The sequence below is a fragment of the Sphingomonas antarctica genome, from assembly GCF_965137005.1.
GTDB classification, from domain to species: domain Bacteria; phylum Pseudomonadota; class Alphaproteobacteria; order Sphingomonadales; family Sphingomonadaceae; genus Sphingomonas_O; species Sphingomonas_O antarctica.
In genome coordinates this window covers 260174-272416 of sequence record NZ_CBCRXM010000001.1, presented here as the reverse complement: position 1 = coordinate 272416, position 12243 = coordinate 260174, and the positions used below count along the sequence as shown (strand labels likewise).

General features: G+C 62.5%; 11 protein-coding genes. 4 read left to right on the top strand and 7 right to left on the bottom strand.

Translation table 11 applies throughout. The annotated features are described in order from the left end of the window. Positions 1 to 3 precede the first annotated feature (3 nt). Genes atpD through ACM9ME_RS01420 form a run of 4 tightly spaced genes read right to left on the bottom strand, consistent with a single transcriptional unit; the run spans position 4 to position 4478 of the window. Positions 4 to 1467, bottom strand: coding sequence for a F0F1 ATP synthase subunit beta (gene atpD / locus ACM9ME_RS01435; RefSeq protein ID WP_415641623.1), 1464 nt, complete (start codon positions 1465 to 1467; stop codon positions 4 to 6). 18 nt (positions 1468 to 1485) lie between these two features. Continuing rightward, positions 1486 to 2376, bottom strand: a complete 891-nt coding sequence (locus tag ACM9ME_RS01430; protein ID WP_415641622.1) for a F0F1 ATP synthase subunit gamma — start codon at positions 2374 to 2376, stop codon at positions 1486 to 1488. A 6-nt stretch (positions 2377 to 2382) separates the two neighbouring features. After that, positions 2383 to 3912 (bottom strand): F0F1 ATP synthase subunit alpha, encoded by a 1530-nt coding sequence (atpA, locus tag ACM9ME_RS01425; RefSeq protein ID WP_415641621.1) that lies wholly within the window; start codon positions 3910 to 3912, stop codon positions 2383 to 2385. 11 nt (positions 3913 to 3923) lie between these two features. Then, positions 3924 to 4478, bottom strand: coding sequence for a F0F1 ATP synthase subunit delta (locus ACM9ME_RS01420; protein WP_415641620.1), 555 nt, complete (start codon positions 4476 to 4478; stop codon positions 3924 to 3926). Positions 4479 to 4642: 164 nt separating this feature from the next. Between ACM9ME_RS01420 and ACM9ME_RS01415 the strand changes: the two genes are divergently transcribed. The 4 genes from ACM9ME_RS01415 to ACM9ME_RS01400 are packed head-to-tail and all read left to right on the top strand — an operon-like array spanning position 4643 to position 8873. After that, on the top strand, positions 4643 to 5371 hold the full coding sequence (locus tag ACM9ME_RS01415; RefSeq protein ID WP_415641619.1) for a dienelactone hydrolase family protein: 729 nt from the start codon (positions 4643 to 4645) through the stop codon (positions 5369 to 5371). A 57-nt stretch (positions 5372 to 5428) separates the two neighbouring features. Next, positions 5429 to 6454 carry a bifunctional DNA-binding transcriptional regulator/O6-methylguanine-DNA methyltransferase Ada gene (ada, locus tag ACM9ME_RS01410; RefSeq protein WP_415641618.1) on the top strand — a complete coding sequence of 342 codons (1026 nt, stop codon included), beginning with the start codon at positions 5429 to 5431 and terminating at the stop codon, positions 6452 to 6454. 57 nt (positions 6455 to 6511) lie between these two features. After that, the gene (locus tag ACM9ME_RS01405; RefSeq protein ID WP_415641617.1) at positions 6512 to 8008 is read left to right on the top strand and encodes a CpaF family protein; all 1497 of its coding nucleotides are present in this window, start codon (positions 6512 to 6514) and stop codon (positions 8006 to 8008) included. A 46-nt stretch (positions 8009 to 8054) separates the two neighbouring features. Next, a complete protein-coding gene (locus tag ACM9ME_RS01400) occupies positions 8055 to 8873 on the top strand; it encodes a class I SAM-dependent methyltransferase (RefSeq protein WP_415641616.1) in 819 nt (272 codons plus the stop codon). Here ACM9ME_RS01400 and phaR read toward each other — a convergent pair whose 3' ends face one another. The 3 genes from phaR to ACM9ME_RS01385 form a co-directional block, all read right to left on the bottom strand. Further along, on the bottom strand, positions 8874 to 9434 hold the full coding sequence (gene phaR, locus ACM9ME_RS01395; protein ID WP_415641615.1) for a polyhydroxyalkanoate synthesis repressor PhaR: 561 nt from the start codon (positions 9432 to 9434) through the stop codon (positions 8874 to 8876). It lies immediately after the preceding gene. A gap of 131 nt (positions 9435 to 9565) precedes the next feature. Further along, positions 9566 to 10591, bottom strand: a complete 1026-nt coding sequence (locus tag ACM9ME_RS01390) for an alanine racemase (RefSeq protein WP_415641614.1) — start codon at positions 10589 to 10591, stop codon at positions 9566 to 9568. A gap of 46 nt (positions 10592 to 10637) precedes the next feature. Next, positions 10638 to 12221: an MFS transporter gene (locus ACM9ME_RS01385; protein ID WP_415641613.1), complete on the bottom strand. Its 1584-nt coding sequence runs from the start codon at positions 12219 to 12221 to the stop codon at positions 10638 to 10640. Positions 12222 to 12243: the final 22 nt, after the last annotated feature.

Genomic DNA, 12243 nt, shown 5'->3' with positions numbered 1-12243 from the left:
GGCTTAGGCTTCGCCGGCCAGCTTCTTGGCCTTTTCGACCGCTTCCTCGATGCCGCCGACCATGTAGAAGGCGGCTTCGGGCAGGTGATCATATTCGCCATCGACAACGGCCTTGAACGATTTGACGGTGTCTTCGACCTGCACGAACTTGCCGCTGATGCCCGTGAAGACTTCGGCGACGTGAAACGGCTGGCTGAGGAAGCGCTGGATCTTGCGCGCGCGGGCGACGGTGACCTTATCCTCTTCGGACAATTCATCCATGCCGAGAATGGCGATGATGTCCTGCAGCGACTTGTACTTTTGCAACGTTTCCTGGACGCGGCGGGCGGTGTCGTAGTGGACCTGGCCGACGACGGCGGGCGTCAGCACGCGTGACGTGGAATCGAGCGGGTCGACTGCCGGATAAATACCCAGTTCCGAAATCGCGCGGTTGAGCGTGGTCGTCGCGTCCAAGTGGGCGAACGACGCGGCTGGCGCCGGATCGGTGAGATCGTCCGCGGGAACGTAAATCGCCTGAACCGAAGTGATCGACCCCTTGTTGGTCGAGGTGATGCGTTCCTGCAGCGCGCCCATGTCGGTCGACAAAGTGGGCTGATAGCCCACCGCCGACGGAATACGACCGAGCAGCGCCGACACTTCCGAACCGGCTTGCGTAAAGCGGAAGATGTTGTCGACGAAGAACAGAACGTCCTGCCCCTCCTGGTCGCGGAAATATTCGGCCATCGTCAGGCCCGACAAAGCGACGCGTGCGCGCGCGCCCGGCGGCTCGTTCATCTGACCGAATACGAGGGCGACCTTCGAGCCTTCCGAGGTCGCGTTGCCCTCGGCGTCCTTGGCGATAACGCCCGCATCGAGGAATTCGTGATAGAGGTCGTTGCCTTCGCGGGTGCGTTCACCGACGCCTGCGAACACCGACACGCCACCGTGCCCCTTGGCGATGTTGTTGATCAGTTCCTGGATCAGCACGGTCTTGCCGACGCCCGCGCCGCCGAACAGACCGATCTTGCCGCCCTTGGCATAAGGCGCGAGCAGATCGATGACCTTGATGCCGGTGACCAGAATGGCCGCTTCGGTCGACTGATCGACGAACAGCGGCGCATCGGCGTGGATCGAGGCGGACATATCGCTGCCGATCGGACCGCGCTCGTCGATCGGCTCACCGATGACGTTCATGATGCGGCCGAGCGTCTTCGGACCGACAGGCACGCGGATCTGCTGACCGGTGTCGGTCACGCGCGTGCCGCGGGTCATGCCGTCGGTCGCATCCATCGCGATGCAGCGGACGGTGTTTTCGCCGAGATGCTGTGCAACTTCGAGCACCAGCCGGTTGCCGTTATTGTCGGTTTCCAGCGCCGACAGGATCGCCGGCAGCTCGTCTTCGAACGTCACGTCGACGACGGCGCCGATAACCTGCGAGATGCGGCCGACATTGTTGGAGGTGGCGGGACGGTCGATGACGGTAGCCATTATTCTTCCTTCGTGAGCTTAAAGCGCTTCCGCACCAGCGATGATCTCGATCAATTCGGTCGTGATCGCCGCCTGGCGCGTGCGGTTGTAGAGGATGTTGAGACGGTTGATGACATCGCCCGCATTGCGTGTGGCATTGTCCATCGCGGTCATTTGCGACGCATAGAAGCCGGCATTGTTTTCGAGCATCGCACGATACAGCTGGATCGCGACATTGCGCGGCAGCAGTGCCTTGAGAATTTCCTCTTCATCGGGCTCATATTCGACCGCCGCGGTGGTCAAAGGTGACAAAGGTGACACACCGTTCGATGTGTTGAGGGGCACCGGGATAATCTGACGCGCTTCTGGCTCCTGCGCGAGGACCGAGCGGAAGTTCGAGTACAGCAACGTTGCCACATCGAATTCGCCCGCTTCGTAACGCGCGATCAAATCTTCGGCCATCGCCTGCGCATCCGCAAATGTGGGCGACTTGATCGCCGACATGTCGCGGTCGTGCAGAAACGAACTCGCAGTATAAAACCGGTTGAGCACACGCGCCTTGCGACCGGCGAGATAGAAGCGGACGGTCTTGCCCTGCCGCTCCAGCTCTTCGGCCTGCTTGCGCGCAAGACGTACGATGTTGGTGTTGAAACCACCCGCCAAGCCGCGTTCCGAGGTTGCGACGACCAGCAGATGCACTTGATCCTTGCCCGTGCCGCCGAGCAGCTTTGGCGAGGACGCCGAAACCGTCACCTTCGACGCGAGGCTGGCCATCACCGCCTGCAGCCGTTCGGCATATGGACGACCGGCGACCGCCGCGTCCTGCGCCCGCTTCAACTTTGCGGCAGCGACGGTCTTCATGGCGCGCGTGATCTTCTGCGTCGATTTGACGCTGTTGATCCGCATCTTGAGGGCTTTTAGTGACGCCATCTGAGGTTAGGCGAACTGCTTCGCGAACGCGTCGAGCGCGGCCTTGAGGCCGGTCTTGGCTTCGTCACCCAGATCCTTGGTATCGCGGATCGTCGTCAGCACATTGGCGTGATCCGAACGCAGGAACGACAGCATCTCGCTTTCGTAACGCGTCACGTCGCCCACCGGGATCGTGTCGAGATAACCATTGGTGCCGGCGAAAATCGACGCGGTCTGTTCTTCGAACGGCATCGGCGCGAACTGTTTCTGCTTAAGCAACTCGGTCAGACGTGAACCACGGTTGAGCAGCTTCTGCGTCGAGGCGTCCAGGTCCGATCCGAACTGCGCGAACGCAGCCATTTCGCGGTACTGGGCGAGTTCGAGCTTGATCGAGCCCGAGACCTTTTTCATCGCCTTGGTCTGCGCGGCGGAACCGACGCGGCTGACCGACAGGCCGACGTTGATCGCCGGACGGACGCCCTGATAGAACAGGTCGGTTTCGAGGAAGATCTGGCCGTCGGTGATCGAAATCACGTTGGTCGGAATATAGGCCGACACGTCGCCGGCCTGGGTTTCGATGATCGGCAACGCGGTCAGCGACCCGCCACCCATGCTGTCATTCATCTTCGCCGCACGCTCGAGCAGGCGGCTGTGCAGATAGAACACGTCGCCCGGATAGGCTTCGCGGCCCGGCGGACGGCGCAGCAGCAGCGACATCTGGCGATAGGCCACGGCCTGTTTCGACAAATCGTCATAGACGATGACCGCGTGCATGCCGTTGTCGCGGAAATATTCGCCCATCGCGCAGCCGGTGTAAGGCGCGAGGAATTGCAGCGGCGCGGGCTCCGAAGCAGTCGCGGCGACGACGATGGTATATTCCATCGCGCCGTTTTCCTCGAGCGCGCGAACGATCTGAGCCACAGTCGAACGCTTTTGCCCGATGGCGACATAGATGCAGTACAGCTTCTTCGATTCATCGTCGCCGGCGTTGGCGTTCTTCTGATTGATGAAGGTGTCGAGCGCGACGGCGGTCTTGCCGGTCTGACGATCGCCAATGATCAATTCGCGCTGGCCGCGACCGACGGGGACGAGCGCGTCGAGCGCCTTGAGGCCGGTCTGAACCGGCTCGTTGACCGACTGGCGCGGGATGATGCCGGGGGCCTTAACCTCGACGCGGCTGCGCTGGTCCGAAATGATCGGACCCTTGCCGTCGATCGGATTGCCGAGACCATCGACCACGCGGCCGAGCAGACCCTTGCCGACGGGAACATCGACGATCGTGCCGGTGCGCTTGACGGTGTCGCCTTCCTTGATCTTGGCGTCCGAGCCGAAGATCACGACACCGACATTGTCGGCCTCGAGGTTGAGCGCCATGCCTTGAACGCCGTCGGCGAACGCGACCATTTCACCCGCCTGGACATTGTCGAGGCCATGGATGCGCGCGATGCCGTCGCCGACCGAGAGCACCTGGCCGGTTTCGCTGACTTCGGCTTCGGTGCCGAAATTGGCGATCTGGTCCTTGAGGACGCGGGAAATTTCTGCGGCGCGGATATCCATCGTGTTCAGCCTTAGCCTTTCATCGCGTGGGCGAGAGTGTTGAGTTTGGTGCGCAGCGAGCTGTCGATCAGCTGGCTGCCGAGCTTGACGGTGAGACCGCCGAGAATTTCCGGATCGACACGCGTCTGAACCGCGACGTCGCGGCCAGTGCGAGCCTTGAGCTGCGTCTTGAGCGCAGCGAGCTGAGCATCGCTCAGCGCATGCGCGCTGGTCACTTCAGCGGTGGTTTCACCACGATGCGCGGCGGCAAGCATGCGGAACGCACGGATGACGTTCGTCGCCTGGCTCAACCGGCCATTCTGCGCCAGCACGCCGAGGAAGTTGCCGGTGACCGCATCCAGTTTCAGCGTTTTGGCGACGGCTGCGACGGCGCCGACGGCCTGTTCGCGTCTGACGAGCGGGCTGGAGATCAGCCGCTTCAGATCGTCCGACCCGCCAATCGCGGCTTCGAGCAGAGCGAGACTTTTTTCGACCTTGTCGATCGCTTTCGATTCGCGCGCGAGGTCGAACAAAGCGGTCGCATAACGCCCGCTGAGGCTAGCCTGAATGCCGCCGGAAATCTCCACGCGCGTCGAATCCCTCAAAATCAAAAGCCCGCACGATTGCAGCGCCAGAAAGTGCTGCCGAGCGGGATGCCGCGCGTGTAGCGAAACCTTCGCTGCGGTGCAAGGTGAGTCGGCTCGACTTGTTCGCCGAACCGCGCTTAGGGGAGGCCAAAGGGAGCAAGCGGATGGCGGGCAACTATCAGGACTACCACCACGGCGATGTCACTTGCGAAGCCTATGTCGCGGGCGCGGTTGCGGGACAGCGCCGGCCGGCGGTGCTGGTCGGACACACTTGGGGCGGTCAATCGGATCACGAGCGCGAAACCGCCGACAGGCTGGCGGCGCTTGGCTATGTCGGCATTGCCATCGATGTTTACGGCAAGGGCCGGCGCGGCGAACACGGCACCCCGACGGCGATGGCGGTCAACACGGCGCTGATGACCCCGTTCATCCAGGACCGCGCAATGCTGCGCGACCGAATGCTCGCAGCGGTAGCGTTCGCGAAAACGATCCCCGGCGTCGATGCCACGCGCATCGCCGTGATGGGCTATTGCTTCGGCGGGCTGTGCGCGCTCGATGTCGCGCGATCAGGCGCCGACGACGTCAGGGGCGCGGTGTCGATCCACGGAATCTTCGCACCGCCCGGCTTTGGAGAACAAGCGCAAATCACCACGAAGGTCCTGATCCTTCACGGCTGGGAAGACCCGATGGCCAAGCCCGACGATGTGGTGATGGTCGCGAAGGAACTGACCGAGGCGGGTGCCGACTGGCAGCTCAATGCCTACGGCCATGCGATGCATGCTTATACAGCGCCGGGTGCAAACATGCCCGAACGCGGCCTACAATATAGCGAGTCCGCCACGCGGCGAAGCTGGCAGGCGATCGAGAATTTCCTGGCGGAGGTTTTGGTCTGAAAGTTTGAACGCAAGCTGCGGGAAGCGGAACGCGAGAAGATCGACTATCTGGGGTTCATGATCGACAACGACCAAGCTTGGGCCGCGTTCACAGCCCGCAACCGCGCGTTTGACGGGACGTTCGTTGGCGCAGTCAGAACGACGGGCATTTACTGCAAACCGTCCTGCCCTGCCCGGCATCCGTTGCGCGAGAATGTCGAGTATTTTGCAGATGCGGAGGGCGCCCGGGCGGCTGGATATCGCGCATGCCTGCGTTGCAAGCCGGACGAGATCGGTCGCGACCGCGAGGCGGTGGCGGCGGCGGTGCGGATCATCGAGGGCAGTGAGGCCGTGCCTCAGCTCGAAGAATTGGCGGCTGAGGTCGGCTACGCCCCCCATCATTTTCACCGCCTGTTCAAGCGCGACACCGGGGTCACCCCGGCAGCTTATGCCCGTGCGCTGCGTGCCAAAAGGACCGAAACGATGCTGACCGAGGCCAACACTGTGACCGACGCGATCTATGACGCGGGCTATGAAAGCCCCAGCCGCTTTTATGCCGATGCAACGAACCGTCTGGGCATGACCCCCTCTGCGTGGCGTAATGGCGGCGCAGGCGTGACGATCCGTTATGCGATCGTCGACACGGTGCTGGGCAAGATGTTGCTCGCGGCGACCGACAAGGGCATTTGCCGCTTGTCGTTCGATGAGGATGAAGGCGAATTGCGCCGACGTTTCCCCAAGGCCGTGATCGAGGAAGGCGGCGACGCGCTAACCTCGCTCGTCGCCGGGGCCGTCGAAGCCTGCGCCAATCCGTCCGCCATGCCCGACCTGCCACTCGACGTGGCGGGCACCGCGTTCCAGCAGGCGGTGTGGCAAGAACTCCGTCGCATCCCCCCGGGCGAAACGCGCAGTTATGCCGCCATCGCCGCGGCGGTGGGCAAGCCGGGTGCAGTACGCGCGGCAGGATCGGCCAACGGCGCGAACAATATCGCGGTGTTGATCCCTTGCCACCGCGTCATTCGCACCGACGGGACGCTCGGTGGTTATGCCTATGGTCTTGAGCGCAAGGCCGAATTGCTGCGGCGCGAGGGCAAACTTAGCTAATCGTCAAACTTTCCAAGCTATTCACCCTGATATGTGGGCCGCGATCGGGGTGATGGAATGAGTGCATTCGGTAAACGCGGCGGCGCGGTGAACCCCACCGGCGCGCGCGCCGCATTCGGCAGTGCCCGCCCGATGCAAGGCGGCGGTGGTCCCGCACCCACGCCGGAAGCCGAAGGCGGTGACCAGTTTCCACCGCTCGAGAGCCTTGGTGCATCGGCCCCCATAGATGCGATGTCCCGCCTCGACAGCCGCATGAATGCCGAAATGGATGTTGGCCCGAAGGCCGAAGGGTTCGAAGCCAGCGTTCACAAGATCAAGGAACAGGTTCTCCCCCGCCTGCTCGAACGCATCGACCCGGAAGCGGCGGCGACGCTCAACAAGGACGAGCTGGCCGAAGAATTCCGTCCGATCATCGGCGAAGTGCTCGCCGAACTGAAGATCACGCTTAACCGCCGCGAGCAGTTCGCGCTCGAAAAGGTGCTGGTCGACGAGTTGCTCGGCCTTGGCCCGCTCGAGGAATTGCTCAACGACCCGGGCATCACCGACATCATGGTCAACGGTCCCAACCAGACGTACATCGAAAAGAAGGGCAAGCTGATCATCGCCCCGATCCAGTTTCGCGACGAGGAGCATCTGTTCCAGATTGCGCAGCGGATCGTCAATTCGGTCGGTCGTCGCGTCGACCAGACCACCCCGCTGGCCGATGCCCGCTTGAAGGACGGCAGCCGCGTCAACGTCATCGTGCCGCCGCTGTCGCTGCGCGGCACGGCGATCTCCATTCGTAAATTCTCCGACAAACCGATCACGCTCGACATGATGGCCAGTGGCGGGTCGATGTCGGTCAAGATGGCGACCGCGCTGAAGATCGCCGGTGCCTGCCGCTTCAATGTCGTCATTTCGGGCGGCACCGGTTCGGGCAAGACCACGATGCTGAATGCACTGTCGAAGATGATCGACCCGGGCGAGCGCGTGCTGACGATCGAGGATGCCGCCGAGTTGCGGTTGCAACAGCCGCACTGGTTGCCGCTCGAAACGCGCCCCGCCAACCTCGAGGGTCAGGGCGAAGTGTCGATCCGTGACCTCGTCAAGAACGCACTGCGTATGCGCCCGGACCGCATCATCCTCGGCGAAATTCGCGGACAGGAGTGTTTCGACCTGCTTGCGGCGATGAACACTGGCCATGATGGATCCATGTGTACGCTTCACTCCAACTCCCCACGTGAGGCGCTGGGGCGCATGGAGAACATGGTGATGATGGGCGATATCAAGATGCCCAAGGAAGCGATCAGCCGTCAGATTGCGGACTCGGTCGACCTGATCATTCAGGTCAAGCGCCTCCGCGACGGCAGCCGCCGCGTCACCAACGTGACCGAAGTGATCGGCATGGAAGGTCCTGTGATCGTTACCCAGGAATTGTTCAAATTCGAATATCTTTCCGATGACGCCGACGGCAAGATCATCGGCGAATATCGCGCCATGGGCCTGCGCCCCTACACGTTGGAAAAGGCCAGGCAGTACGGCTTCGACCAGCCATTCCTTGAGGCTTGCCTGTAAGGCAGCGCCGCGCCACAACTCCCGCACAATTTCCGGGAGGATATCGATGCGCAAGACTTGGCTTTTGGCCGCCGCTGCCGCCTTCACCATACCTGCCGCTGCCGGCCTGCCGCAGATGGTCGTCGAACAACTCGACGCGGTCTCGGTCGCCGGCCAACGCACCGCGCCAAATATCGCCCGCGACAAATATCGCCACCCGGTTCAGACGCTGACGTTCTTCGGCGTCCGGCCCAACGATACGGTCGTCGAAATCTGGCCAGGCGGTGGGTATTGGACCGAGATGCTGGCGCCATATCTCTATGAGAAGGGCAAGCTGATCGTCGCCACCGCGCCGGGCAAACCGGCCGCAGCCATCGTGGCCAAGATGGCGACCAACCCGGTGGTCTATGCGCGTGTCGAACGTGGGTTTTTTCCCAGCATACTGGGCGGTGCGAACCGGGTGCCAGATGGCAGCGCGGATAAGGTCCTGACGTTTCGCAACGTCCACAACTGGCGGATGGGTTATCTCCAGGAGCAAAAGCAGGATTACAGCCTGGCCGCGTTCCAGGAAATGTACCGCATGCTGAAACCCGGCGGCGTGCTGGGCGTCGAGGACCATCGCCTGCCCGAAAGCGCCAGCGACGAACGCGAGCGGACGAGCGGTTATGTCAAGGTATCGACGGTGCGCCGCCTGGCCGAGCAAGCCGGTTTCAAATTGGCCGGGTCGAGCGAGATCAATGCCAACAAGCGCGACACTGCCGACTGGCCAAAGGGCGTCTGGACCCTGCCGCCGACCTATGCTGACGGCGATTACAACCGTGCGCGCTACGAAGCGATCGGTGAGAGCGACCGGATGACGTTGAAGTTCGTCAAACCGGCACGCTGATCACCCGGTCAGTTTGTCGAGACGCGCCTGCATTTCGGCAAGCTGTGCCTTCAGCGCGGTAACGTCGTCGGTCTGGGGTGCCGCCGTCGGTGCCGGAGCGGATTCGCCCTTCACCTTGGGCTGAAATGCGGTCGTCGCGGCCTCGAACATCGCCAAATTGCGCTTGGCAATTTCCGCAAACGGACCGCCTTCGAAAGCGCCCTTCATCGCGTCATTAAACTGCGCCTGATTGCGCCGGAATGCGGTCATCGAGGCTTCGAGATATTGCGGGACCAACGCCTGCATCGAATCACCGTACATCGCGATCAATTGGCGGAGGAATGCGGGCGGCAGCAAGGTTTCGCCGCGGCTTTCTTCATCCATGATGATCTGCGTCAGCACGCCGTGCGTAATGTCCTCGTCGGATTTGGCGTCGAGAACCTTGAAGTCGCGCCCCTCGCGCGTGAGCTTCGCCAGATGATCTAGCGTGATGTAACTCGACGATTCGGTGTTGTAGAGCCGCCGATTGGCGTATTTCTTGATGATCACAGGCGCACGGCCCGGGTTCGGCGTTACGGCCATCGGCGATATGTCCAATCGGAATTGCTGCGTAACAGCATCGCTAATGCTGCGCGTCATGCGGCGCAACAACCGTGTTGTCGCGGCTTGTGTGCGTTGCACAATTGTCACTCGGCCGCTGCGGCGCGTCATTGTTATCGATCTGCGGAGCGCCATTCCCGTAAGAACCGGTCGCCAAGGCCGGTCAGCAGTTCGTATTGGCTCAGCCCCGAAGCTCGCGCGGCCGACGGCAAATCATAATCTAGCCCGACCCAATCGCCTTCGCGCAAGGTCGCCCGGGCGGTCACGTCGATGGCCACCAAGTCCATCGACACGCGGCCGAGCAGCGGCAGGCTGCCCTCCCCCGCAGCCCCGACACCTGCAAAGCTCCGCAGATAACCGTCGGCATAGCCAATATTGAGGATTGCGACTTCGGTCGGCGCAGTGGCGGTCCAGCTCGCGCCGTAACCGATGGTCTCGCCCGCCGGGACGACGCGCCGCTGGACGATCTGTGCTTCGGGGAAAGCGACTTGGGCGATGTGACCGACGGCTTCTGCGCGCGGCACTCCGCCGTAAAGCGCGAGGCCTGGGCGGGTCAGGTCAAAGGCATAATCGCTGCCAAAGCAGATGCCCGCCGAATTGGCGAGGCTGCGGCGGCGCGCGGACGTGTCCAATGCGATGAAAGCACCACGCTGTTGCCCGTTCATCGGGCTGTCTTCGTCGGCGCAGGCGAGGTGGCTCATCAGCGTGTCGACCGCCAGGCTCTCAAGCGCCGAGAGTTCTTCGGGGCGCAGGCCGAGGCGGTTCATCCCGGTATCGACCATCGCGTCGCATGGATGCCCTGTATCGCGCCAGCGGGTTGCTTGCTCGAGTGAATTGATCACCGGTCGCGCGGCGCTTTCTATAGCGTAGCGCATGTCCTCCGCGCGCGGACCGTGAAGGACGCTGAGAGTGCACCCATCCGGCAGCAGACCCAGATCTTCAACCTCTGCATAGGTCGCCACGAAGAAATCGCGGCACCCTTCGCGCGCCAATCGTTCGACCACCGCCCGCGCGCCAAGGCCGTAGCCGTCCGCCTTGATTGCCGCGCCGCATGCCGCAGAACCGCTCTGCTTCGCGAGCCAGCGCCAATTGGCGGCGAGCGCGTCGCCATCAAGGCGCAGACGAAGGGGAGGCGACATGGCCCCCCCTATTCGTTCGTGCCGCACGAAGTCGAGGCAAGCATGACTATTGCGGCAGCGGCTTGTGCGCGGTTTCGGGCAACCAGATCAGGCTGACCACAAATGCCATTGCGACAATCGCCACGGTATACCACAGCCCGGCATAGGGATCGCCGGTCTTCACGACGATATATTGCGAAATGAACGGCAGGAATCCGCCGAAATATCCCGAACCGATATGGTATGGAACCGACATCGATGTGTACCGGATACGCGCGGGAAACATTTCGACGAGGATCGCCGCGACCTGACCATAAGTCATCGCCGACAACCCGACCATGAGTGCGACGGCGAGGATGATCAGCAGGGGGCGTTTTTCGGAGGGATTAGCGGTTTCGGGATAGCCAGCCGCCTTCAGCGCCGCTGCATAAGCCTTGTCGTCAAAGCCGGGAACGCGCGCTTGTCCGACGGTCAGCGACACAGCCGCCGCATCGACCTTGTCATAGCGCACCCCCCGCTTGGCGAGCCAGGCGAGCGCCTTCGCGCACGGTTCGATCTGCTTGGGCGCAAAGATCGAGAAATCGCATTTGGGCAATTCGAGTTTCACCGGTGAGGCGGCGGTGGCGCGTTCGAGCGCCGGATTGGCCGCATTGGCCATCAGGTGAAAGATCGGAAAAGTCAGCAGCATCGACAGCGCGTAACCAACCAGCAGCAATTTCTTGCGCCCGACCTTGTCGCTGAGCGCACCGAACGCCCAATAGAGCGGCGCGGCGATCCCCGCCCCGACCGCCATGTACAGGAGCGCTTCCTCCTCCGGAATCCGTGCGGTGCCTTGCAGGAAATAGAGCGTTCCGAATTGCGAGGTGTAATAAATCACCGTCAAACCGGCGGCGACACCAAAAAGGGCGACAAAGACCCGGCCAACATTGCCCGGTGCCTGCAGACTGTCCTTGAACGGGTTGCGCGAGGTGGTGCCTGCTTCCTTCATCGCGCGGAACACCGGGCTCTCGCTGAGTTTCAGCCGGATGTAGAGCGAGATGGTGAGCATCACGAGGCTGGCAACGAACGGGATGCGCCATCCCCAGGCCTCAAACTGTTCAGGCGTCGTCGCGTGGCGGGCCGCCAGCACGACGATCACTGCGAGCAGAAAGCCGCCCGCGACCGACATCTGGATGAAACTGGTATGGCGACCGCGCTGTCCTTCGGGCGCATGTTCGGCGACGTAAATCGCCGCGCCACCATATTCACCGCCAAGCGCCAGCCCTTGGAGCAGGCGAAAACCGACGAGCAGAACCGGCGCGGCGATGCCAGCCGCAGCGAATGTCGGCAAGAAACCGATCGCGGCAGTGGCCAAGCCCATGACGGTGATTGTGACGAGGAACGTGACCTTGCGCCCCAACCGGTCGCCGAACCAACCGAACAGCAACGCTCCCAAAGGTCGCACCCCAAAGCCCGCCCCGAATGCGGCGAGACTGGCGAGGGTCGCGGCGGTGGCATCGCCGGCGGGAAAGAACAGCCTGCCCAATAACGCGGCGAGGATGCCGTAGACGAAAAAATCATACCATTCGAACACCGTGCCCAGTGCCGATGCGGTGATTACCAGCCGCGTGCTGGGCGGTGCCGGTTTGGCCTGAATTGCTGTCGTTGCCACGCGTCGGGCCTCCCCGCCCTTC